Raw genomic sequence first — 24,262 nt, forward strand, 5'->3', positions numbered from 1 at the left:
GTTACACCGCGGTCCGGGACGTCCCAAATATGGCGCCAGCGCCATAAGGCGGGTTAAGGGCCCGGTCGGGTACTTGTCCAAATGTTCCCGTGCCAAGGCACATTTACCGAACGCGGTGCCGTGGCAGGGAGAGGGTCAGGGCTGGTCCGTCGTGGGGAGCATGGCCCAGACCGTTTTGCCCATGGGGTGTCTTCTCGTCCAGCCCCAGTGTTCGGACAAGGCGTCGATGATGCGCAGCCCGCGGCCGTGCTCGTCGAAGGGGTCGCTCGTGTGCGGGTACACCGGCGGGTGGTCGCTGGGGTCGGTGACCGCGCAGACCAGGTGGGCGGGGCGGCGGATGCTGAGGCGGAGCCAGATCTCGGCCTCGGCGTCGGCGGGGGCGCGGCGGGCCGCGGGGCGGGGTGCGGCGTGCAGTACGGCGTTGGCGAGCAGCTCGGTGACCACCATGAGGGCGTCGGGGCCGCAGTGGCCCAGCTCCCAGCTCTCCAGGGTGCGGCGGACGAAGTCGCGGGCCTGGCCGCAGCCCTGTTCGGCGCCCGCCAGGGGCAGGACGGCGGATCGCGGCGAGGTGAGCGGGGGTTCGGGCCCGGTGAGCCGAGGACGCGGACCGGAGGCGTCGGGGCGCGCCTGCTGCGTCGCGGTCGAACCCGCGGGTGACGCAGGGCCGCTGGGCAGTCGGAGCCCTTCGTACGCAGGTAAGGACACAACGTCTCCCTGATACATGGTCAGGACGGGTCGTCCGCGCCGCTCTTGACGCCAAGGGCTATTATCCACGCCGACGGCGTCTCCGTGCAATTTCACGGGAAATTGCGCGAGCGGTGTCGACGCAGAGCGCGTGGTGCGGTCCGGGCCCGGTGGGGCGCGGAGGCGTACGCGTGACGGAACGTGAGCAAGGAGAGTGCAGTGCCAACAGCACAGAACGGCGTACGGGCAAGCTCGTTGGGCGTCCGCTGGATCAAGAGCCGGCACAGCAATGCCGAGGGCAACTGCGTCGAGGTGGCCTCCCTCGGCGACGGCAGTGTCGCGATGCGCAATTCCCGTCACCCCGATGGCCCGGCCCTCGTCTACACCCCGGCCGAGATCTCGGCCTTCCTGGCGGGCGCCAAGGACGGGGAGTTCGACCACCTCGTGTGAGCCCCGCCCCGTGTGAGCCTCCCGTGGCCGGCGGCGGCCCGCCTCGTGCGAGTCGTCCGCCTGCCCGGGAACGGAACGCCATACCCCGGAGCACCGCATCCCGGAACACCACGCCCCGGAACACCGCACAACACCCGGCCGCGACGGACGAAACGTCTCCCGCAAGCGGAAGTTGACTCTTCCACTTCCTGCGGTTCCGGCGGCGTGAGGCAGCGGGATGCGATAATGCGGTCTGTCGTATGCCGGTCTACGGGGAGTCAGGATGTCCGCCGAGTTCCCTCGCATCTCCCGCCTGGAACCCTATCTGGAGCGGACCGAGCCCGCGCCGACCCTGCTGAAGATGCTGGTCGGCGTCCAGTTGGCGGGTATCCGGGAGGACCTCGGCCTGTCCCAGGACCAGGCGGCCCGTGCCGTGGGGTTCAGCCCGGCGAAGCTGTCGCGCATCGAGGCGGGCAAGAGCCGTCGGCCGCCCACTGAGGCCGACGTCCGCAAGCTGCTGGAGCACTACCGCGCCGAGGAGTACGAGGTCTCGCTGCTGCTGCAGTTGCTGCGGCGGGCCGGTGAGCCGGGGTGGTGGCAGCGTTACGACAAGCGGCTGATGCCGGAGTGGTTCGACCGGCTGGTCGGGCTGCAGGAGGCCGCGACGGCCATCCGTACCTTTGAACTGCAGTACGTCCCCGGTCTACTGCAGACCGACGCCTACACCCGAGCCGTGGTGGAGCGCGGGCTGCCGACGGCGCCGACCCGTGAGGTGCTGCGGCGGGTGGAGCTGCGGACGCGCCGGCGCGAGCTGCTGTACCGACCGGACGCGCCCCAGCTCTGGGCGATCATGGACGAGTCGGTGCTCCTGCGCGTCCTGGGCAGCCGTGAGATGATGCGCGCCCAGCTCGAGCACCTCGTGGAGATGGCCCAGCGGCCGCAGGTGACCGTGCAGATCGTGCCGCTGGACGTGACCAACGCCTCGGCGCCGGCCATGCCGATCACCTATCTCCGGTTCGGCGGCATCGATCTGCCCGACATCGTCTACCTGGAGCACATCAAGAGCGCGGCCTTCCTGGAGGACCGCGACGAGACCGAGGAGTACCGCCTCGCCCTGGACCGGCTGGGTGACGAGGCCCTCAACCCGCGCGAGTCCCTGGAGCGGCTGCGCGAGACGGCGGAGCGGTACTCCCGCATGGGCTCATGAGTCGCCCTGAACTTGTCACCTGAGCTCTACGGGAGTCGGCCCACGCCGCCGTACTCGATCCACTCCATGGTCAGCTGACGCGGCGTCACCTCGGTGTCGGGGCGCCAGGTGGAGACCTCCACCAGGCCGGGGTCCAGGATCTCCAGGCCCTCGAAGTACTCCGCGACGTCCTTCTCCTGGCGCACCCGGCCCCAGTGGCCCTGCGTCGCCTGGTCCATGAAGTCGGTGACGAAGTCGCGGACCTCGGGGTCCTCGCTGACCAGCTGGCACATCACCATGTAGCTGCCGGGCGCGAGGCGATCGCGCACGCGGCGGGCAACGGCGAGCGGGCCGTCGGTGTCGCTGTCGGGGATGCAGTGGAACACCGAGTTGAACAGCACGGCCACCGGCTGCGAGAAGTCGATCAGGCGCTTGGTGTCGTCGTGGGCGAAGATGCCGTCGGTGTCGCGCATGTCGGCGTGGATGACGGCGGTGTTGTCGTTCTGGTCCAGCAGGGCGCGGCCGTGGACCAGGACCATCGGGTCGTTGTCGACGTACACCACGCGCGAGGACGGGTCGACGGCCTGCGCGACCTGGTGGACGTTGTTCTGGGTGGGCAGGCCGGAGCCGTGGTCGAGGAACTGCCGGATGCCGTACTCGCCGGCGAGCGTGCCGACCACGCGCTGGAGGAAGCGCCGGTTGTTCAGCGCGAGGGCGCGGGTGCTGGGGACGACCTTGTCCAGCTCTTCGCAGGCGGCTCGGTCCGAGGCGTAGTTGTCCTTGCCTCCGAGGTAGTGGTCGTACATGCGCGCGGCCGTCGGGACCGTGGCATCGATCGACGTGGACAGCTTTCCAGGCTCCATGGCTTCCCCCAGGGGCAGGACGGCCGAGGAGATCACCTCGCCGACAACACATCCTAGGGAGAGGGCAGTTGGTCGAGCCAGTCCATCGGTCAACCAGCGGGTGAATACCACCCTTGACGGGGACGGCGGATGTGGAAGCCGCTGATGGAACGCGCGGGACGTGTCCGGTATGGGGGCCCTCGCCCCGGACATCTCGAATGCCGCTGTGTCGTCAATTGTTCGTAGGTGCCTACGAGGTGAGTGTGCGACCACCCGGTTCGGGCTGTGCGGCACTCCGTTTCGAACTAGGGTTCTCGATCGGAAGCCACATTCGACGGGGGTATGTACGTGGCAGATGCGGCGCGCTCGCACAACGACACCGCGCACGACGGGGGAAAGACCGGCCGGTTCACCGGCATGGGTCCCTTCATGCTCGTCTGGAGCGGGCAGGCGATATCCCTGGTCGGCAACTCCGTCCTGCGGTTCGCCTTCGTCTTCGAGACCTGGTCGGCCACCGGCCGGGCCACCGCGCTCACCACGCTCTCGCTGTGCGCGCTGCTCCCCCAGGTGCTGCTGAGCCCGCTCGCCGGGGCCTTCGTCGACCGGGTCAGGCGGCGTACGGCGCTCCAGCTCGCGGACGGCGGCGGGCTGTTGATCGTGGCGCTGCTCGGCGTGCTGCACTTCACCGGCGGGCTGCACACCTGGGAGGTGTACGGCGCGGTGATGCTGCTCGGCTGCGCCGCCGCGTTCCAGTTCCCGGCGCTGGGCGCCGCCGTGCCGCTGCTGGTGGACAAGAGGCAGCTCCAGCGCGCGAACAGCCTGTTGGCGAGCGCCAAGAGCACGGCGGACGTCGGCGGTCCGGCGCTGGGCGGGCTGCTGGTGGCGTTCTCCGGGCTCGGCTTCATCCTGGTCGCCGACCTGGTGAGCTTCGCTCTCGCGCTGGTCGCGATCCGCGTCGTACGGCTGCGGGGGGACGGCGGCGCGGCGAAGCCGAAGGGCGGGGCGCGGGGGAAGCTCGTCGCCGAGGCCGTCGAGGGGATGCGGTTCCTGTTCCGGTTTCCGAGCCTGCGCGATCTGATGCTGGCGTTCTGCTTCGTCAACCTCGTCATGGTCTTCGGCTTCGCCGCCGTACAGCCGATGGTGCTGGCCCGGTCCGGGGGCGAGACGTCGGCGCTGGCGAGCGTCAACACCGCGATCGGGGTCGGCGGGGTCGTCGGCGGGCTGCTGATGGCGGCCTGGAGCGGGCCGAGGAACCGGGCCCGGGGCATGCTGCTCGGCATCATCGGCATGTGCCTGTCCGCCCAGGTGGCGATGGCGCTGGTGGGCGGGGTGGTCGGCTGGTGCGCGGCCATTCTCGTGGGCGCGGCGCTGATGCCGATGATCAACGGCACGATGCAGGCGATCGTGCAGACCAAGGTGGACCAGGAGTGGCACGGCCGGGTCTTCGGCGCGGTGATGTTCCTGTCGCAGATCTCCGTCCCGCTGGCCACGGCGGTCTCCGGCCCGCTCGCCGACCATGTCTTCGAACCGCAGGCCGCCGCCGGCACCGGGATCTTCGTGGTGCTCGGGCCGCTGCTGGGCGACGGTCCGGGCAGCGGCATGGCCGCCATGCTGCTCATCGCGGGCCTGTGCGGCATCACCGTCGCGGTGGTCGGCATGTCCCGGCGCACGGTGCGGGACATCGACGCGCTGCTGCCCGACGCCACCACCGACACCGCCGACGACAACCCCGAGAACAGAGAACTCGTGGAGGGCTGACCATGACCACCAACCCCTTCGAGGACGAGGACGGCACCTATCTCGTGCTCACCAACGCCCAGGGCCAGCACTCGCTGTGGCCCGACGAGATCGCCGTGCCGGACGGGTGGGACGTGGCGCTGACCGCGAGCAGCCGTGCCGAGTGCCTCGCCTTCGTCGAGGAGCACTGGACGGACATACGTCCCACCCGCACGGGTGCACATGCCTGAGGCGGGGGCAGCGGGGGCGTCGCACGGCGTGCATGGACGCTTCGAGGAACAGGCCCGGCGGACACCGGCGGCGACCGCGCTGGTGTGCGGTGACGAGCGGCTGAGCTACGGCGAACTCGACGCCCGCGCCGCCCGGTTGGCCGCGCTGCTGCGGCGGCGCGGGGTGCGGCCGGGGGCCCTGGTGGGCGTGCACCTCGAGCGGTCCGCGGAGATGGTGGTGGCGCTGCTCGGCGCGCTGAAGGCCGGCGCCGGCTACGTGATGCTCGACCCGGACTTCCCGGCGGAGCGGCTGCGCGGGATGGCGGCCGACGCGCGGGTCGCCGTGGTCGTGTCGCGGCGGGGGTGCCAACAGCCGCTGCCCTCCGTCGAGTCGGTGGCGGTGGAGGACGCCGAGCACTCCGGACCTCTTGAGCCCGGGTCCGTGGCCGTACGGCCGCACGACCCCGCCTGCGTCATGTTCACCTCCGGCTCCACCGGCCGACCGAAGGGCATCGTCGCCTCCCACTCCGCGATCACCGGGACGCTGACCGGGCAGGACTTCGCCTCCTTCGGGAGCGGCGCGGTGTGGTTGCAGTGCTCGCCGGTGTCCTGGGACGCGTTCGCGCTGGAGCTGTGGGGTCCGCTGCTGGGCGGCGGCCGGTGCGTCCTGCATCCCGGGCAGCGGCCCGACCCGGTGCTGATGGCGGACCTGGTCGACCGGCACGCCGTGACGTCCCTGTACCTCTCCGCCTCCCTGTTCCATGTGATCGTCGACGAGTACCCGCGCGCCCTCGACGGAGTGCGCGAACTGATCGTCGGCGGCGAGCCGATGTCGCCCGCGCACGCGGCCCGCGCCCTGGAACGCCACCCCGGGCTGCGGCTGAGCAACGGCTACGGCCCGGTCGAGGGCATGGTCTTCCTGACCGTCCATCCGGTCACCGCCGAGGAGGTGCGGGACGGAAGGCCGGTGCCGATCGGGCGCCCGCTCAACGGCAAGCGGCTGCGGGTGCTCGACGAGGGGCTGCGGCCCGTCGCGGACGGGGAGACCGGTGAGCTGTACGCCGCCGGGGCGGGTGTCGCGCTGGGCTACCGCGGCCGGCCCGGGCTGACCGCCGAGCGGTTCGTGGCCGATCCCTACGGGCCCGCAGGCGAGCTGATGTACCGCACGGGGGACCTGGTGCGGCGGCGGGCGGACGGGGTGCTGGAGTATCTCGGGCGGGCCGATGACCAGGTGAAGATCCGCGGGTTCCGGGTGGAGCCCGGCGAGGTGGAGACGGTCCTGGCCGGGCATCCGGGGGTCGTCCGGGCGGCTGTGGTCGCGCGTCCCGACAGCACGGGTGACAAGCGGCTCGTCGCCTACGTCGTCCCAGGTGATCCGCGGCCGTCCGAGGGCGAGTTGCGCGAGCACGCCGCCCGTGTGCTGGCCGACTATCTGGTGCCGGCCGCCTTCGTGCTCCTGGACGCCCTGCCCCTCACCCCCAACGGCAAGCTGGACCGCGCCGCCCTGCCGGAGCCCGGCCCGATCACCGGCTCGCTCGCCTCGGCGTCCGCGCGGGAGCCGTCGGGCGAGGTCGAGCGGGCGCTGTGCGGGCTGTTCTCCGAGGTGCTGGGGGTGGCGTCGGTCGGTCCCGAGGACGACTTCTTCGACCTCGGCGGCAACTCGCTGATGGTGACCCGGCTGCTGGGCCGGATCCGGCTGACGCTGAGCGCGCCGATCGACGTACGGACGCTGTTCGAGTGCCGGACGCCGGCGGCGCTGGTGCCGCACGTGGCGAGGGCGGAGCGGGACGAACCGGCCGCCGCACCCGCCCCGCCGCCGGACGGGGGCGCGCTTGCCCTGTCGTACGCCCAGCGCCGCCTCTGGTTCCTCGACCGGGTCGACGCCGGTACCGCCTACACCCTCCCGGTGCTGGTGCGGCTGCGCGGCGGGATCGACGCCGAGGCCCTTCGGGCGGCCCTCGCGGACGTGGCCGCGCGGCAGACGGTGCTGCGTACCGTCTTCGAGGAGCGCGACGGTGAACCGGGGCAGCGGGTGCTGAACGGCGACGCGGCCCGGCCCCGGCTCAGGCAGGTCGACGTCGATGCCGGTGAGTTGGCGGGGGCCGTCGCCGAGGCCGCCCGGCATCGCTTCGACCTCGCGGCCGAACTCCCCCTGCACGCCGTGCTGTTCGGGGTCCGGGACCGGCCCGGTGAGCACGCCCTCCTGCTCGTGCTGCACCACATCGCGGGCGACGGCTGGTCGCTGCCCCCGCTGTTCCGGGACCTGTCGCACGCCTACGCCGCCCGGGCCTCCGGTGCCGAGCCGGGGCTGGCCCCGCTGCCCGTCCCGTACGCCGAATTCGCGCGGCGTCAGGCGGAGCGGCTCGGCTCGGCGCACGCGCCGGGGTCGCTCGCGGCGGCCCAGCTCGACTTCTGGCACAAGGCCCTCGCCGATCTCCCGCCCGGCGGGCCGCTGCTCCCCCGCCGCCCGGGGCGCCCCGCCGTGCCGGGCCGGGACGCCGCCACCGTCGTACGGCGGCTGGACGCGGCGGCGCACGCGCGGATCGTCGAAGTGGCGCGGGCACAGGGCGCGACGCTCTTCATGGCGCTGCACGCCGCTCTCGCCGCCGTGCTGGTGCGGGCGGGGGCGGGCGAGGATCTGGCGGTCGGGTCGCCGATCGCCGGGCGCGGGCACGACGGCACGGTGGACGACGTCGTCGGGTTCTTCGTCAACATGCTGGTGCTGCGCACCGACGCCTCCGGCGACCCCACCGTCCGGCAACTGCTCGCCCGCACGCGGGAGACGGCTCTGGACGCCTTCGCCCACCAGGACATGCCGTTCGAGGAGGTCGTGGAGGCGCTCAATCCCGTACGGCCGCCGGGACGGCAGCCGTTCACGGAGGTGGTGCTGGCGTTGCAGAACAACGCCCGCGCCGGCGTGGACCTGCCCGGTGCCCGGGCCGGGGTGGAGCCGTTACGCACCGGCACCGCGCGGTTCGAGCTGCTGGTCGACGTGACGGACGATCACTCCCCGTCGGGGGCGCCGGACGGCATGACGCTGGTCTTCGAGTACCGGACCTCGTGTCTGGAGCCGGAGTTCGTCCAGTGGCTGGCGGACGCGGTCGTCGAGGCGCTGTGCGCGGCGGCCGACGAGCCGGACCGTCCGCTGTCCCGGCTTCCGCTGCCCGAGCCTCCCCGGCGTGCGGACGCGGGCCGGGACACGGTCCGCGCCCCCGCCGTCGCCACCGGCACCCCGGCGGACTCCGCACTGCACCGGGAGATCGCCGCCGTCTGGTCCGACGTCCTCGGCGTCGACGGCGTCGGCCCGCACGACGACTTCTTCCGGCTCGGCGGCAACTCGCTGCGCGCGGTGCGGGTCGCGGCCCGTCTCACCGGCGCCGGGCGCACGGTGACCGCCGCCCAGCTCTTCACCTCGCCCACCGTCGCCGCCCTCGCCGCCGAGCTGGAGCGGGCACCGGCCGACACACCCGCGGCACCGGCGCCCATCCCGCGCCGGCCGCGCGTGCCCCGACAGCCCGGCCGCGAGGGCCGTACCGACACAGGTCAGAAGGAGGTGCCATGGAGCTGAGCGTGATGTTCTTCGGCGCGGACGCCCCCGGCGGGAGCGCGGCCCGCCACAGCGAGGCCTACGACGACATCCTCACCGTCGCCCGGACCGCGGACCGGCTCGGCTTTCACGCGATCTGGACGCCCGAGCGGCACTTCCAGCAGGTGGGGCAGGTGTTCCCCAGCCCGCCGGTGCTCAGCGCGGCGCTCGCGGTGGCCACCGAGCGGATCAACATCCGGGCGGGCAGCGTGATCCTGCCGCTGCACCATCCGCTGCGGATCGCGGAGGACTGGGCGGTCGTCGACAACCTCTCGCACGGCCGGATCGGCCTGTCGGCGGCGACGGGCTGGCACTCCGCCGACTTCGTACTGGCCCCCGACCACTACGAGGGCCGCCGCGAGCGGACCCTGCGGGACATCCCGCTGCTGCGCCGGCTGTGGGCGGGCGAGGCGGCCGAGTTCACCGACGGCACCGGCGCCGAGGTCACCGTCCTGCCGCAGCCCCGGCCCGTGCAGCACACCCTGCCGCTGTGGCTGACCACCTCCGGCAACCCGGCGACCTGGGAGGCCGCCGGAGGTCTGCGCACCGGCGTCCTGGGGGCGACCGTCGGGCAGAGCAGGGAGGAGCTGGCCGAGAAGATCGGCCGGTACCGGGCCGCCTGCGCCGCCGCGCCGGAGCAGGGCGGCACCGACGCGCACGGCCGGGTGACGCTGATGGCGCACACGTTCGTCGGCGCGGACGACGAGGAGGCACGGCGGCTGACGGCCGCACCGCTCAAGCGGTATCTGCAGTCGTACGTACGGCAGACCACGGCGAACCGCACGGCCGACAGGGCGACGGCGGAGCTGACCGAGGAACAGACCGCGCTGCTCGCCGAGTTCGCCTTCCACCGCTATCTGACCTGGGGCAGTCTGCTCGGCTCCGCCGAGAGCTGCCGCAAGATGCTCGCCGATCTGCGCGAGCTGGGCTGTGACGAGGTCGCCTGCTTCGTGGACTTCGGCCTCGGCCGCGACGAGATGCTGGCCGGGCTGCACCGGCTGGCCGAACTCCGGGAGGACGTGGCGTGAGCGGCGCTTCGGGCACGTCGATGGCGGACCGTTTCAGCGCGCTCAGCGGTGAGCAGCGCGTCCGCCTGATGCGGCGGCTGGTGGAGTCCGGGCAGGCGGGGCTGATCCCCGCGGTGGTGCCTCGGCGCGACGGGGACGGGCCGGTGCGGCTCAGCCCGGCGCAGGAGGACCTGTGGGTGTACGAGTCGCTGTATCCCGGCACTCCGGCGCTCAACCTGTGCTGTGCCTACCACTTCGACGACCCGGTCGACGCGGACCTGCTGGAGACGGCGCTGACGCTGGTCCGGGCGCACCACGACATCCTGCGGGCCCGTATCGAGGGCGAGCCGGGTGCGCTGAGCGTCACGTTCCCGCCCGAGGAGCGCTTCCGGCTGGAGCGGGAGGACCTGCGCGGCACCGGCACCACCATCGCCGAGGCCTTCGAGACGTTCCGGCGCCGTCCCTTCGACCTGGCCGGTGAGCCGCTGATGCGGGCCCGGTTCGTCACGGTCGACGACCGGCGGACCACGCTGATGCTGAGCCTGCACCACGTCATCGCCGACTGGTGGTCCTTCGACGTGCTCCAGGCCGAGTTCGCCGCGGCCCACGGGGCGCTGCGCTCGGGTACGGCGGGGACCGCGCTGACCCGGCCCCCCATCCAGTACGCCGATTTCGCCTCCTGGCAGGGCGAGTTGGAGGAGGCCGGGGTCTTCGAGGCGCGGCTGGCGTTCTGGCGCCGCTACCTCGCCGAGCCGCCCGGGCCGCTCACCGTGCCCGGGGCCCGCGCGGGGTCGTCCGAGGAGATCGCCCAGATCCCGTTCCGCGTCGACGCCGACACCGCCCGGGCCGTACGGGCGCTGGCCCGGGAGCGCGGCGCGTCCGTGTACGTCGTGCTGATGGCGGCCTTCGCGGTCCTGGCGCACCGCCTCACCGGCGCCGACGACATGGTGCTCGGCACCCCGACGGCCAACCGGGCCGCCAAGGGCCTGGAGCGGGTCATCGGGTACGTCATGAACGCCATCCCCACCCGCTGGCGGATCCGGACCGGCGACTCCTTCGCCGACGTACTGGCCCGGTTCGCGGCCGACTTCCCCGAGCTGATGGCCAACGCCGACGTGCCGGTGGGGCGGATCGTCTCGGCGGTCGCGCCGGACCGCAGCGCCGGGCGCTCCCCGCTGTTCCAGTGGGTGTTCATGCACCTCACCCAGCAGCGCAGCGTGGCCGCGCTGCGGGAGTTCAGCGAGCCCGAGCGGATCCACACGGGCGGCGAGCACGACCTGGTGGGCATCGTCCGGGACGCCGACGACGGGGCGATGGACGGCAGCTTCGAGATCCGTACGGCCCTCTTCGACGCGGATGCCGTGCGGCACTGGACGGACGCGTACCTGGAGCTGCTGCGGCGCTTCACCGCGGAGCCGGAGGTGCCGCTGGCCGAGGTGGGGCTGGTGCCCGAGGCCGACCGGCGCCGGGTGGCGGAGCTGAGCTCCGGCGGGCCCGCGCCCGAGCCGCTGACCCTGCCCGACCTGGTCGCCCGGCAGGCGGCCCGCACGCCTGACGCGCCGGCGCTGGAGACCGGGGCGCTGGCGCTGACCTACGCCGATCTTGTTACGCGCGTTGATCAGTTGGCCTCCGTGTTCGCCGAGTACGGGGCGGGGCCCGGTGAGGTCGTGGCCCTCGCGTTGGGGCGCACCGGCGCGATGACGCCTGCGCTGCTGGCGGTTCAGCGGACTGGTGCCGCGTACTTGCCGATCGACCCCGACTATCCGCCGGAGCGGGTTTCGATGGCGTTGGCGGATGTGGGGCCGGTGTTGGTGGTTGTGGGGGAGCGGGGGGTGCCGGTCGATACGGATGTGTCGACGTTGATGCTGAGCTCTTCGCTGGAATTGCCACGTGATGCCGTCGATCGGCTGCCGCGCCGTCGTGGCTCGTCGCGCCCACGCGGCGGTAGCCGCAAATCGACAACAGCCCCGCGCCCCTATGGGGCGCCGGCACCCGCGTACGTCATACACACCTCCGGCTCCACTGGCCGTCCCAAGGGCGTCGTCGTCCCGCACACCGGGCTTGCCGCCCTCGCCCAGGGCCTCGTGGATGCCATGGCGCTGACCCCGGACAGCAGGGTGCTGCAGCTCGGCTCGCCCGCCTTCGACATCTCCCTGGGCGAGATGTGCATGGCGTTCGGCTCGGGCGGGACGCTGGTCGTGGCGCCGGAGGGGCCGCTCACCGGGCAGGAGCTGGGTGATGTGCTCACCGGGCGGCGCATCAGTGCCGCCCTCGTGCCGCCCTCCGTGCTCGCGACCGTCCCCGCCGGGCAGTACCCGGAGCTGCGGTCGCTCGCCGTGGGCGCGGAGGTGTGTCCGCCGGAGCTGGTGGCGCGCTGGGCCGTCGGCGGGCGCCGGTTCCACAACGCGTACGGGCCCACCGAGTGCACCGTCGGCGCCACCGTCTCCGGCCCGCTGACCGGCGACGGCACCCGGCCGCCGATCGGCGCGCCGCTCCCGGGCACGCGCGCGTACGTCCTGGACGAGCGGCTGCGGCCGGTGCCGCCGGGGGTGTGCGGTGAGCTGTATCTGGCGGGGCCGGGGGTGGCGTACGGCTATCTGGGGCGGGCGGCGGCGAGTGCCGAGCGGTTCGTCGCCGATCCGTACGGGCCGCCCGGTGAGCGCATGTACCGCACCGGGGACCTGGCCCGCCGCCGGCACGACGGGCAACTCGACTACCTGGGCCGGTCCGACGACCAGGTGAAGATCCGGGGGCTGCGGATCGAGCCGGGCGAGATCGCCGCCGTGCTCACCGGGCATCCCTCGGTGGAGCGGGCGGTGGCCATCGTACGGGAGGACCGGCCGGGCCGGCCGCGGCTCGTCGCGTACGTCGTCGGCGGCGAGGGCGCCGAGCCGGTGCCGGGCGCGCTGCTGGCGTACGCCGCCGGGCGGTTGCCGGCCGCGATGGTGCCGGCCGACGTGGTGGTGCTGGACGCGCTGCCGCTGGCGCCGAACGGCAAGCTGGACCGGGCGGCGCTGCCCGCGCCGGGAGGCGGGCCGAGCGCCGGCGGGCGGGCTCCCCAGGGCTCTCGTGAGGTCGCCCTGTGCGCCCTGTTCGAGGAGGTGCTGGGCGTCGAGGAGGTGGGGGCCGACGACGACTTCTTCCGGCTGGGCGGCGACAGCATCATGGCGATCCAGCTCGCGGGGCGGGCCTCGGGGGCGGGGCTGGGCGTCACGCCGCGTGATGTCTTCACGGCCCGTACGCCCGCGGCGCTGGCGCTGACCGCGCGGGAGGTCGCCGACCTCGGCGCGGACCGCGGCACCGGGCGTTTCCCGCTCACGCCGGTCATGCGCTGGTGGCGTGAACAGGGCGGGGACGCGGCGGCGTTCACGCAGTCGATGGTGTTCCCGGTGCCGTCGGGCGCGGGCCCGGGGCGTGTCGAGGCGGCCGTGCGCGGGCTGGTCGAGCGGCACGGTGTGCTGCGGATGCGGCTGGTGGAGGGCGAGCTGGAGATTCCCGAGGCCGTCCCCGACGTGGCCGTCGAGCGGGTCGAGGTGCCCGCCGGTGCCGATCCGCGCGAACTGGCCGGCGAAGCGGCGGCTTCGGTGCGGCTCGATCCCGAGCAGGGGGAGATGCTGCGGGCCGTCTGGCTCGACCCGGGCTCCGGGCGGCCGGGACTGCTGTTGCTGACGGTGCATCACCTCGCGGTGGACGGGGTGTCCTGGCGGCTGCTGGGGCCCGAGCTGGCGGCCGGGGAGCGGCCGATCCCGGCGCCGGGCACGTCGTTCGCGGGCTGGGCGCGGCTGCTGGCCGAGGAGGCGCTGCGGCCCGAACTGGCCGATGTGCAGTCGGCCTGGTGGGAGCGGATGCTGAGCGGCCCGGACGCGCGGATCGCGGGCGGCCGGGGTGCCGGCGCGCCCCGTGCCGTGCTCACCGTCGAGCTGGCGCCCGAGGTCACCGAGGCGGTTCTGGCCGAGGTGACGGAGGCCTTCCACTGCGGCCCCGACGCGGTACTGCTGACCGCGCTGGCCGCGGCGGCGCTGCGACGCCGGGACGCCGGCACCGGCCTGCTGGTCCACCTGGAGGGCCACGGCCGCGAGGGGCTGTCCCGGCCGGCCGACGTCTCGCGCACCGTGGGCTGGTTCACCACCCAGTACCCGGTCCGGCTGGACGCGGGCGACGCGCTCGGCGCGGACTTCTGGCAGCCCGCGCGGGACGCGGCCGGCGAGGCCCTCAAGCAGGTCAAGGAACAGCTCCGGGCGGTTCCGTCGGCCGGTCTCGGCTGGGGCCTGCTGCGGTACCTCAACCCGGACACGGCCCCGAAGCTGGCCACGCTGCCCGTCCCCGACCTGCGCTTCAACTACCTGGGCCGGTTCTCGGGTGGCGACACCGCCGACGGCGAGCTGCTCGGCATGGCCGCCGAGGCGCTGCCGCTCGGGCACGCCGTGGAGGTGGACGCGGTGGTCGTGGAGCGGGACGCCGGGCGGCTGTGTCTGAGCGCCGGGTTCTCGTATGCGCGCGGGGTGCTCGACGAGGACGAGGTGTCGGAGCTGGCGCGGCTGTGGTGCGAGGCGATCGAGGTGCTGGTCGAGCACGCGCGGCGAGGCGGCACGGGCGGCCACACCAGCTCCGACTTCCCGCTGGTGGACCTGTCGCCGGACCAGCTCGCGCTGCTGGAGGACGACCTGGACCTCGGCCTCGACGACGAAGGGGACGACTGATGGGCGCCCGTATCGCGGACGTGCTGCCGCTCTCCCCCGCCCAGGAGGGCCTGCTCTTCCATGCCCTGCGCGATCCGGAGCGCCCCGACCCGTATCTGGTGCAGGCCCGCTTCCGGGCCGGCCCGGACACGGCGCCCGAGGCGTTACGGGCCGCGGTGAGCGCGCTGCTGGAACGGCACCCCAATCTGCGGGCCTGCTTTCGGCACGCGCACGTCGACCGTCCGGTGCAGGTGATCCCGCGTGCCGTGAAACCGCCGTGGACGGAGATCGACCGCACCGGGCGGACGCCGGTCGAGACGGAGGCGGAGCTGGCGCGTCTCATGGCGAAGGACCGGGAGCGCCGGTTCGACCTGGCCCGCCCGCCGCTGGTGCGGGCCACACTGGTCCGGCACGACGAGGGCGCCGAACTGCTGCTGACCTTCCATCACATCCTGCTGGACGGCTGGTCCCTGCCGTTGCTCGCGCGGGAGCTGGAGGCGCTGACGACAGGGGCCGCCGAGCTGCCGCCCGCCGTGCCGTTCAAGCAGTACCTGGTCTGGCTGCGGGGCCAGGACCAGGAGCGCGCGGAGGCCGCGTGGCGTGCGGCGCTGGGCGGGCTGACGCGGCCCGCGCCGCTGGCGCCGGAGGGCGCCGACGACGGCCCTCAGGACACCCTCGACATCGAGCTGACCCCCCGGCTGACAGCGGCGATCACCCGCCGGGCGGCGGACGCCGGTGTCACCGTCAACACCGTGGCGCAGACCGCCTGGGCCCTGGTCCTGGCCCGGCTGACCGGCGCCGACGACCTGGTCTTCGGCGCGGTCGTCTCCGGGCGGCCGCACGATCTGCCCGGCGTCGAGCGGATGGTGGGGCTGTTCATCAACACCCTGCCGGTGCGGATCGCGCTGCGCTCCGGCGAGGGCATCGACGAACTGCTGGCCCGGGTGCAGCGGGAGCAGCTCCGGCTGGCGCCGTATCATCACGTACGGCTGTCGCAGGTGCAGCGGGCGGCCGGGGCGGGCGAACTCTTCGACACGGTCCTGGCGTTCGAGAACTTCCCGCGTGCCGAGAGCGCCGCCCCGGCCGTCGAGCTGGTCGAGACGCGGGACGCGACGCACTACCCGGTGACGATCGCCGTCGTCGCCGGCGAGCGGATGCTGCTGCGGGTGAGCTGCCGCCGGGGCGTGCCGGCGGCCGCGGTCGGCGCCCGACTGGTGCACGCCTTCGAGGCGCTGACCTGCGCGAACGGCACCCCGGCCGACCGGCTCGACGTCCTCCCCGGGGAGGAGCGACGGCATCTGCTCGCCCTGGCCGACGGACCGGCCCGTCCCCTGTCCGGTGCGCCGGGCATCCCCGGGCGCTTCGCCGAGCAAGTGGCCCGTACGCCGGACGCGCCGGCCGTCGAGTCCGGCGGTGCGGTGCTGACGTACGGCGATCTGGACGCGGCCTCCGACGGGCTGGCGGGGCGGCTGCGGGAGGCGGGAGTGCGGCCCGGCGACACGGTCGCGCTGCCGCTGGCCCGGTCCGTGTCCATGGTCGTCGCGCAGCTCGCGGTGCTGAAGGCGGGCGCGTGCTGTCTGCCGCTGGATCCGACGGCTCCGGCGGAACGGCTGGCGGCGCTGGTGGGGGCGGCCGGTGCGAAGGTGGCGGTCGGGGACGCACGACTGCCGTCGCGGATACGGGTGGTGGACCCCTCCGAACCGGACTCCGCCGCGCCACCGGGCATGCCCGTGCCCGCCGAATCCGCCGCCTACGTGATGTACACCTCCGGCTCCACCGGCGAGCCCAAGGGCATCGTCACCCCGCACCGGGCCGTCGTGGAGCTCGCCGCCGACAGCCGCTTCGCGGGCGGTGCGCACCAGCGGGTCCTGCTGCACAGCCCGCACACCTTCGACGCCGCCACCTACGAGACCTGGGTGCCCCTGCTGAACGGCGGCACGGTCGTGATCGCCCCACCCGGGCCCGTCACACCCGAACTGCTCGAGCGGCTGCTGCCCGAAGCACGTGTCACGGCGCTGTGGCTGACGGCCGAACTGCTGCGCACCGTCGCGGAGATCGCGCCCGGGGCGCTGGGCGCCGTGCGCGAGGTGTGGGCGGGCGGGGACGTGCTGGCGCCCGAGGCGGTCCGGCGGGTGCGCGAGCACTGCCCCGGCACCCGGGTGGTCAACGGCTACGGGCCCACCGAGACGACGGTGTTCGCCACGGCCCACCCGGTGACGGGGGACGTCGGCGCGTCCGTGCCCGTCGGGCGGCCGCTCGACAACACCCGCGCCCATGTCCTCGACCACCTGCTGCGCCCGGTGCCGGCCGGAGCGGTGGGCGAGTTGTACATCGCCGGCACCGGTCTCGCGCACGGCTATCTCAACCGTGCGGGGCAGACCGCCGAGCGCTTCGTCGCCGACCCGTACGGGCCGCCCGGCGCCCGGATGTACCGCACGGGCGACCTGGTGCGCCGGCTGCCCGGCGGCGAGCTGGAGTTCCGGGGCCGGTCCGACGACCAGGTCAAGGTGCGCGGCTTCCGGATCGAGCCCGGCGAGGTGGAGGCCGCGCTGGCCGCGTGCCCCGGCGTGGAGCGGGCCGTGGTCGCCGCGCGCCCCGGGCCGGACGGCGGCAAGAAGCTCGTCGCGTATGTCGTGGGCGGCGACCTGGACCTCGTACGGGAGCATGCGGCGCGCACACTGCCCGCGCATCTGGTGCCGTCGGCGTGGGCCGCGCTGGACGCCGTACCGCTGACCGCGCACGGCAAGGTGGACCGGGCCGCGCTGCCCGAGCCCGGGCCCGAGCGCCCGGGCCGGGGCCACGGCCGGATCGCCCGGCCCGGGCGGGAGCAGCGGCTGTGCGCGCTGTTCGCCCGGGCGCTCGGGACGGACGCGATCGGCCCCGACGCCGACTTCTTCGCGCACGGCGGCCACTCGCTGCTCGCCCTGCGCCTGACCGCGAGCATCCAGGCGGAGCTCGGGGCCCGGGTGTCGCCCGCCGCGCTGTTCGAGGCACCGACCCCGGCCGCGCTCGCCGCCCGGCTCGCCGCCGGGCAGGCCGGAGGGGACGACGAGGACGCCTACGCACCGCTGCTCGCCCTGCGCCGCGAGGGCGACCTGCCGCCGCTGTTCTGTCTGCACCCGGGGCTGGGCCTCGGCTGGGGCTACGCGGCGCTGCTGCCGCACCTCGCCCCCGGCCGGCCGGTGTACGCGCTCCAGACACCGGCACTGCACGGCGAGCAGCTCCCCAAGACGCTGGGCGAACTGGCGGACGACTGTCTGCCGCGCATCCGGGCGGTGCGCCCGCACGGGCCGTATCTGCTGCTGGGCCGCTCCTTCGGCGGGCCCTTCGCCCATGAGCTGGCGGTGCGGCTGCGGGCGGCCGGTGAGGAGGTCGCGCTGGTCGCCGTGCTGGACGCGATGCCGAAGCCGCCCGAGGTGGCGCGGGTGCCGCTGGACCCGGCGGTCGTGGAGCAGGTGGCACTGGGCAACCTGCTGCGCAACGCGCTGCCCGGAGTGCCGGCCGGGCCCGGACCGCTGGACCGCGCCGAGGTGATCGCCCGCGTCCACGCGCACAGCGCGCTCCTCGCCGACCTCGACGAACCGCGCCTCGGCGCACTGCTCGGCGCGATGGAGCGGTACATCGAGATGGCCCGCGCCTGGCAGCCGTCGCCGTACGACGGCCGGGTGACCCTCTTCTCCGCGACCCGCGCCTCGGAGGCGAGCACCGAGGACAAGCGCACGGCCTGGCGCGCCTGCGCGGCCGGGGTGGACGTACACGAACTGGACTGCGAGCACAGCGATGTGCTCACGCCGGGGCCGGTCGGCGAGATCGCCGCGGCCGTCGAGGACGTACTACAGGGGGAACGAACCGTTGGACGCTGAAACGGACTCCACGGCCGAGGAGTACGAGTTCCCGGCCTCCGACGCGCAGAGCCGGCTGCTGGTCCTGGACCGGATGAACCCGGGCACCGCGCAGTACAACGTGCCCGCCGCCTACGCCGTGCACGGCCCGTTCGACGTGGCCGCGTTCGGCCGCGCGCTGGACAGCCTGGTCGCCCGCCACGAGTCGCTGCGCACGATGGTGCGGACGGCGCCGGACGGTACCGCCGTGCAGATCGTGGTGGCCTCGGCACGCGCCGCACTGACCGTCGAACGGGCCGTCCCCGCGAAGGACGTGGGCGACCTGCTGCGCGCCGAAGCAGCCCGCCCCTTCGACCCGGAGACCGGCCCACTGCTGCGCTGCACGGTGTACGCCCTCGACGACGGCAGCCACCGCGTCCTCCTGGTGGCCCACCATCTGGTCTGTGACGGCTGGTCGCTGGGCGTGCTGCTGCGCGAGCTGTCCGCCGCCTACGAGAACGAGACCAAGGGCCTGGCCCACACCCTTCCCGAACTGCCCCTGCAGTTCGCCGACTTCGCCGCCTGGCAGCGCGAACGCCAGGCGAACGGGGAGTACTCCCGCTCCGTGTCCCACTGGGTCGCACAACTGCGCGGCGCCCCGGAGACGGTGGCGCTGCCGCTGGACCGGCCGCGCGGGGCGGTCCGTACGGCGGCGGGCGGCACCGAACGGTTCACGCTGCCGGCCGGGGTGCGTGAGCGGATCGCCGAGACGGCCCGGGTGCGCGGCGGTACGCCGTTCATGGCGGTGTTCGCCGCGTACGCCGCGTTCGTGAGCCGGCTGTCCGGCGCCGAGGACCTGGTGATCGGATTCCCCGTCTCCGGCCGGGACCGCCCCGAGCTCCAGGACATGGTCGGCATGCTGACCAACACCCTCGCGCTGCGCGTCGACCTGTCCGGCGACCCGTCGTACCACGACCTGATCACCCGCCTGCGCACCGCGCTGCTGGACTCCCAGCCGTACCAGGACGCCCCCTTCGAGACGGTGGTGAACGAGGTCGCCCCGGCCCGCGAGATCAGTCACGACCCGGTCGTACAGGTGGTGTTCGGCTACGACGACGACACGGAGTTGACACTGAGGCTGGCTGGAGCGGAGGTGGAGCGGCTTCATGTGGGGCTGGACAGCGCCAAGTTCGACTTCCATCTCCAGGTGGAGCGCTGGGGCGAGGACCTCGCCGCGTACCTGATCTACCGCAGCGCGCTGTTCGACGCGGAGACGGTACGGCGGTGGGTGGGGTGCTTCGAGACGCTGCTGGACGGCTTGCTGGAACGACCCGGGGCACCGCTGTCGACCATCGACATGCTGCCGGCGGATGAGAGGGACAGACTGCTCGCGCAAGGGACCGCGACGCCGCCAAGGGGCGCGGGGCTGTCATCAGACCGCCTCGTACCTGACCTGATCGCGGACCGGGCCGCCGCCCAACCGGACACGACGGCCCTGGTGTACGGCGAGCTACGGCTGACGTACCGCGAACTCCTGGAGCGCGCAGACCACTTGGCGGCCCTCCTGCACAAGCGAGGCGTCCGCCGAGGAGACCGCGTCGGCCTGCTCCTCCCCCGCGGCGCCGACATGGCCATATCCGCCCTCGCGGTGCTGCGCGCGGGCGCCGCATACGTCCCACTGGACCCGGCACATCCCGCCGCCCGCCTCGCCTACATGATCACCGACTCCGGTACGTCCCTCCTGCTGACGGCGAGGGAAACGACGGCCCTGGCCGGAACCGACGTACCGGAACTCCGAGTGGACGAACACACGGAAGCCGCCCCGCCACGCGTCCCCGTGCCCTGCACCCCCGACGACCTCGCCTACGTCCTCTACACCTCCGGCTCCACCGGCGTCCCCAAGGGCGTGGCCGTCGAGCACCGAGCCCTGCGCAACCTCGCGGTGAACGTCCGCCCCGTGTTCCCGGTGACCGGGACGGACCGTGTCCTGCAGTTCGTGTCGTTCGGCTTCGACGTGGCCGTGTCCGACCTGTTCTTCCCGTGGGTCGCGGGCGCGGAGCTGCACATCGCGCAGGAGGACGAGCGGCTGGGCGAGGCGCTGCAGGCACGGCTGCGGGACTCCCGCGTCACGTACGTCTTCCTGCCGCCGTCCGCCGCGATGACGCTCCCCCGGGCACCGGGCGCGCTGCCGGAGCTGCGCACCCTCGCGGTCGGCGGCGAGGCGTGCCCGGCCGAGCTGGTCGAGCGGCTCGGCGAGGAGGGACGGCGGATCGTCAACGCGTACGGCCCCAGCGAGGCGACGGTGTACTCGACCACGGCCGAGCTGCGCCCGGGCGAGCCGGTGGTGATCGGTCACGCGGTCCCCGGCTCCCGCGCCCACGTACTGGACGGCCGGCTGCGGCCGGTCCCGGTCGGCGTGACCGGCGAACTGTATGTCGCGGGCGCCACCCTGGCCCGCGGCTACATCGGCCGGCCCGGCATGACCGCCGAACGCTTCGTCGCCGACCCCTACGGCCCGCCCGGCAGCCGTATGTACCGCACGGGCGATCTATGCCGGATCGACGCGCACGGCGTGCTGCACTACCTGGGCCGGGGCGACTCGCAGGTGAAGCTGCGCGGTTACCGGATCGAGCTGGGCGAGATCGAGGCGCTCCTCGCGGGGCACCCCGACGTCACGGTGGCCGCTGCCGCAGTGCGCGGGGAGGGCGCCGAACAGCGGCTGGTGGCCTACCTCGTCACCACCGCCGACGTGCCGGACACGGCGCTGCGCGCCGACCTGGCCGGCCGGCTCCCCGGCTACATGGTCCCGGAGGTCTTCGTACGCCTGCCGGAGCTGCCCCTGAACCGCTCGGGCAAGGTCGACCGGTCCCGGCTGCCCGAACCGCCCTCCACCCGGCCCGCGTTGAGCGAGTCGTACGCCGCTCCACGTACCGAGGCCGAGTGGCGGGTGGCCCGGGTCTGGCAGCGGGTGCTGACCCTGGACCGGGTCGGCGTCCACGACAACTTCTTCGACCTGGGCGGCAATTCGGTACGGCTGCTGGCCGTGCTCGCCGCGCTCCAGGACCACCCGGAGTACCGGGACCTCACCCTGATCGACCTGTTCCGGCATCCGACGGTCGCCGCCGCGGCGGCGCATCTCGACCGTACGGCCGAGCAGACCGCACCGCACGAGGAGGCGGCCCGGCGCGGCAGCGACCGCCGGGCGGCCGTGCACAAGCTCCGTTCCAGGAAGGGCACGACGCGATGACGACCGAGGAAGCAGCACCGCACGATCTGGAGTCCGCGGTGGCCGTCGTGGGGATGAGCGGACGCTTCCCCGGCGCCCCCGACCTCGACACGTACTGGGCCAACCTGCGCGACGGTGTCTGCTCCATCTCCACCTTCACGGAGAAGGAGCTGCTGGCCGACGGGGCGGACGAGGCGGAGGTGCGCGCTCCGGCGTACGTCCCCGCCCAGGGCCGGCTCGCCGACGCGGACCGCTTCGAGGCGGACCTCTTCGGCTTCAGCGGCAGCGAGGCGGCGGCCCTCGACCCACAGCACCGGGTGCTGCTGGAGACGGCCTGGTCCGCCCTGGAGGACGCCGGGTACGCCCCGCTGAACGCGCCCCGGCACACCGGCGTCTACGTCGGCGGCAGCCCGACCGAACACGCCCTGGCCGCCGGCACCGACCCCGCGCTCGCCGCGTCGATCGGCGCTCTTCAGGTCCGTATCCTCACCGACCGCGAGTTCCTGGCGCCCTGGATCTCCTACCGGCTGGGCCTGGACGGCCCGAGCATGACGGTCCAGACGGCCTGCTCGACCTCCCTGACGGCGGTCCATCTCGCCGTGCAGGCCCTGCTGCTGGGCGAGTGCGACACGGCGCTCGCGGGCGGCGTGTCCATCGGCAGTGTGCGCAGGCAGGGCTATGTCCACTTCCAGGGCGGGATCTTCTCTCCCGACGGCCGCTGCCGGCCCTTCGACGAGAAGGCGGCCGGCACGGTGCCGGGCAGCGGGGTGGGCGTACTGGTGCTGCGGCGGCTTCAGGACGCGCTGGCCGACGGCGACCCGGTGCGCGCGGTGATCCGGGGCACGGCGGTCACCAACGACGGTTCCGGCAAGGTCGGCTTCACCGCTCCGGGGGTGGACCAGCAGACGGCGGCGATCACGGAGGCATGGTCGGCGGCGGGTCTGGAGCCGTCGGCGGCGCAGTACGTGGAGGCGCACGGGACCGGGACGGAGCTGGGGGACCGGATCGAACTGGCGGCGGCGAGCGCGGCGTTCGCATCCGGCGCGGACACCGACATCGCGCTGGGCTCGGTGAAGTCGAACATCGGGCACGCGGACGCGGCGGCCGGGGCGGCGGCGCTGATCAAGACGATCCTGATGCTGGAGCACACGACACTGGCCCCGACGGTGGACGTCACCAGTCCGGTGGCCGCTCTCCAGGACTCACCGCTGCGCCTGGTGACCCAGGCGCGGGAATGGCCGGGCAGACCGGGCCTGCCCCGGCTGGCGGGCGTGACGTCGGTGGGCATCGGCGGCACGAACGTGCATGTGGTGGTGCAGGAGGCTCCGGAGCGCCGGTCACCCGCGAGTGCCGCGCCGCGTCCGGTCGTACTGCCGCTGTCGGCCCGCACAAAGTCACAGCTCGCGCTGGTCGCCGACCGGCTGGCGAGGCGTCTGCGCGACGCGGACGACGCCCCATGCCTGGCCGATGTCGCGCACACCCTGCGCACCGGCCGGGTCGGGATGCCCGTACGCGCCTATGTCGTGGCGGCCGGCGTACGGGAGGCGTCGGACAAGCTGACGGCCCTGGCCGAGGGCCGCCGGGACACGGTGACGGACCCGCTGGGCGAGGCATGGCTGAGGGGCGAGGAGGTGACCTGGCCGGCCCTCGACGGCGCGGTACGGCGGGTGCGGCTCCCGGCGTATCCGTTCGCGGGCGAGAGCCACGGCGCCCTGACGCTGCGCAGGCCGGCGGCGGAGGCGACCGAGCTGCCGTCATCGGCGCCGGAGGACGAACTCGACGCCAGGGTCGCCGCGTTGGTGATCGAGGCGCTGGATCTGGGCGATGCCGCCGCTCTGGAGCGGACGTACTTCGAGGCGGGCGGTGACTCGCTGACGGCCGTTCATCTCGCCGGCAGGCTGCGCGACGAGATGGGCGTCGACGTACCGATCCAGCTGTTCCTGGAGCCGGTCACCCTCAAGGAGATGACGACCCGGATCGTGGAGATGAAGCAGAACGGCGACGCGGACGGCGCTCTGGACGCGCTGCTCGCCGAGTTCGAGGCGGAGTCGTGACCGTCTTCGATGTCCGCACCCGCTGGCTCCGGGGCGTGGGCGCACCCGGCGCGAAGATCCGCCTGGTGTGCTTGCCGCACGCGGGCGGGGCGGCGAGCTCCTTCCACGCCTGGACGGCGCTGACGCCTCCGGAGGTCGAGGTCGTGTCGGTGCAGTACCCGGGCCGCCAGGACCGGCTGTCCGAGCCCTGCCCGGCCACGATGGAGGAGCTGGCGGACGCGGTCACGAACGCCCTGCTGCACGAGCTGACGGACGATCTGCCGCTGGCGCTGTTCGGCCACAGCATGGGGTCGGCGGTGGCGTACGAGGTGGCCCGCCGGCTGGCGGAGATCCCCGGCCGCACCGTCACCCGGCTGATCGTGTCGGGCCGCAGCCGGCCCCGCACGGCGCGGGAGCTGGCGCCGCGCCCGGCCCCGGCCGACGCGGAGATCCTGGACTACGTCCGGGTGCTGGATCCGGGGGGCGCGGCGGTCTACGAGCATCCCGCGCTGCGGGAGGTGATCATGCCGTCCCTGCGGGCGGACTTCGGGATCCTGGCCAGGTACCGGCCGACTCGACTGCACCGGCTGGACGTTCCCGTGACGGCGTGCGGGGGCGACCGCGATCCCGCGTGCGCGGTGGCGGGCCTGTCCCAGTGGGCGGACGTCACGACGCAGGGGCTGGAGATCCGGGCCTTCGAGGGGAACCACTTCTATCTCAACCCGAGGAGGGAGGAGTTGGTCGAGTTCGTCGTGGGGCGTGTGCTGTGAGGCGGTTCTCATTCCGCATGTGCCGGACTTGAGATGGGCATGTTTGCCTTTCA

13 protein-coding genes are annotated in these 24,262 nt (G+C 73.8%); 11 read left to right on the plus strand and 2 right to left on the minus strand.

Annotated elements, in window-relative coordinates; all coding sequences use genetic code 11:
- Positions 1-135: 135 nt before the first annotated feature.
- A complete protein-coding gene (locus IM697_RS36885) occupies positions 136-705 on the minus strand; it encodes an ATP-binding protein (protein ID WP_228044312.1) in 570 nt (189 codons plus the stop codon).
- Positions 706-903: 198 nt separating this feature from the next.
- Between IM697_RS36885 and IM697_RS36890 the strand changes: the two genes are divergently transcribed.
- Complete coding sequence (locus IM697_RS36890; protein WP_194040681.1) at positions 904-1,134, plus strand: DUF397 domain-containing protein; 231 nt, start codon at positions 904-906, stop codon at positions 1,132-1,134.
- A gap of 262 nt (positions 1,135-1,396) precedes the next feature.
- Complete coding sequence (locus IM697_RS36895; protein WP_194040683.1) at positions 1,397-2,320, plus strand: helix-turn-helix domain-containing protein; 924 nt, start codon at positions 1,397-1,399, stop codon at positions 2,318-2,320.
- A gap of 26 nt (positions 2,321-2,346) precedes the next feature.
- On the opposite strand, the gene IM697_RS36900 is transcribed toward IM697_RS36895, so the two are convergent.
- Complete coding sequence (locus tag IM697_RS36900; protein WP_194040685.1) at positions 2,347-3,162, minus strand: SAM-dependent methyltransferase; 816 nt, start codon at positions 3,160-3,162, stop codon at positions 2,347-2,349.
- A 327-nt stretch (positions 3,163-3,489) separates the two neighbouring features.
- On the opposite strand from IM697_RS36900, the gene IM697_RS36905 reads away from it, so the two are divergent.
- From IM697_RS36905 to IM697_RS36945, 9 genes are read left to right on the plus strand one after another with little or no spacing between them, the layout of a single operon-like run.
- A complete protein-coding gene (locus tag IM697_RS36905) occupies positions 3,490-4,899 on the plus strand; it encodes an MFS transporter (protein WP_194040687.1) in 1,410 nt (469 codons plus the stop codon).
- 2 nt (positions 4,900-4,901) lie between these two features.
- Complete coding sequence (locus IM697_RS36910) at positions 4,902-5,108, plus strand: MbtH family protein (protein ID WP_194040689.1); 207 nt, start codon at positions 4,902-4,904, stop codon at positions 5,106-5,108.
- 28 nt (positions 5,109-5,136) lie between these two features.
- Positions 5,137-8,655, plus strand: a complete 3,519-nt coding sequence (locus IM697_RS36915; RefSeq protein ID WP_194040691.1) for a non-ribosomal peptide synthetase — start codon at positions 5,137-5,139, stop codon at positions 8,653-8,655.
- Complete coding sequence (locus IM697_RS36920) at positions 8,646-9,701, plus strand: MupA/Atu3671 family FMN-dependent luciferase-like monooxygenase (RefSeq protein ID WP_194040693.1); 1,056 nt, start codon at positions 8,646-8,648, stop codon at positions 9,699-9,701. The genes IM697_RS36915 and IM697_RS36920 overlap by 10 nt, the downstream gene beginning before the upstream one ends.
- Positions 9,698-14,380: a non-ribosomal peptide synthetase gene (locus tag IM697_RS36925; protein ID WP_194040695.1), complete on the plus strand. Its 4,683-nt coding sequence runs from the start codon at positions 9,698-9,700 to the stop codon at positions 14,378-14,380. The genes IM697_RS36920 and IM697_RS36925 overlap by 4 nt, the downstream gene beginning before the upstream one ends.
- Positions 14,380-18,222: a non-ribosomal peptide synthetase gene (locus tag IM697_RS36930; protein ID WP_194040697.1), complete on the plus strand. Its 3,843-nt coding sequence runs from the start codon at positions 14,380-14,382 to the stop codon at positions 18,220-18,222. Before IM697_RS36925 ends, IM697_RS36930 begins: the two co-directional genes overlap by 1 nt.
- Positions 18,212-21,427, plus strand: a complete 3,216-nt coding sequence (locus tag IM697_RS36935) for a non-ribosomal peptide synthetase (RefSeq protein WP_194040699.1) — start codon at positions 18,212-18,214, stop codon at positions 21,425-21,427. The genes IM697_RS36930 and IM697_RS36935 overlap by 11 nt, the downstream gene beginning before the upstream one ends.
- Positions 21,424-23,460, plus strand: coding sequence for a beta-ketoacyl synthase N-terminal-like domain-containing protein (locus IM697_RS36940; RefSeq protein WP_194040701.1), 2,037 nt, complete (start codon positions 21,424-21,426; stop codon positions 23,458-23,460). Before IM697_RS36935 ends, IM697_RS36940 begins: the two co-directional genes overlap by 4 nt.
- Complete coding sequence (locus IM697_RS36945) at positions 23,457-24,209, plus strand: thioesterase II family protein (RefSeq protein ID WP_194040703.1); 753 nt, start codon at positions 23,457-23,459, stop codon at positions 24,207-24,209. Before IM697_RS36940 ends, IM697_RS36945 begins: the two co-directional genes overlap by 4 nt.
- Positions 24,210-24,262 lie beyond the last annotated feature (53 nt).

The sequence above is a fragment of the Streptomyces ferrugineus genome, from assembly GCF_015160855.1.
Taxonomy (GTDB): Bacteria; Actinomycetota; Actinomycetes; order Streptomycetales; family Streptomycetaceae; genus Streptomyces; species Streptomyces ferrugineus.

Coding starts and splice junctions, on each gene's coding strand:
- IM697_RS36900 (WP_194040685.1), bottom strand. CDS start 3,162: ATGGAGCCTGGAAAGCTGTCCACGTCGATCGATGCCACGGTCCCGACG.
- IM697_RS36895 (WP_194040683.1), top strand. CDS start 1,397: ATGTCCGCCGAGTTCCCTCGCATCTCCCGCCTGGAACCCTATCTGGAG.
- IM697_RS36920 (WP_194040693.1), top strand. CDS start 8,646: ATGGAGCTGAGCGTGATGTTCTTCGGCGCGGACGCCCCCGGCGGGAGC.
- IM697_RS36930 (WP_194040697.1), top strand. CDS start 14,380: ATGGGCGCCCGTATCGCGGACGTGCTGCCGCTCTCCCCCGCCCAGGAG.
- IM697_RS36910 (WP_194040689.1), top strand. CDS start 4,902: ATGACCACCAACCCCTTCGAGGACGAGGACGGCACCTATCTCGTGCTC.
- IM697_RS36940 (WP_194040701.1), top strand. CDS start 21,424: ATGACGACCGAGGAAGCAGCACCGCACGATCTGGAGTCCGCGGTGGCC.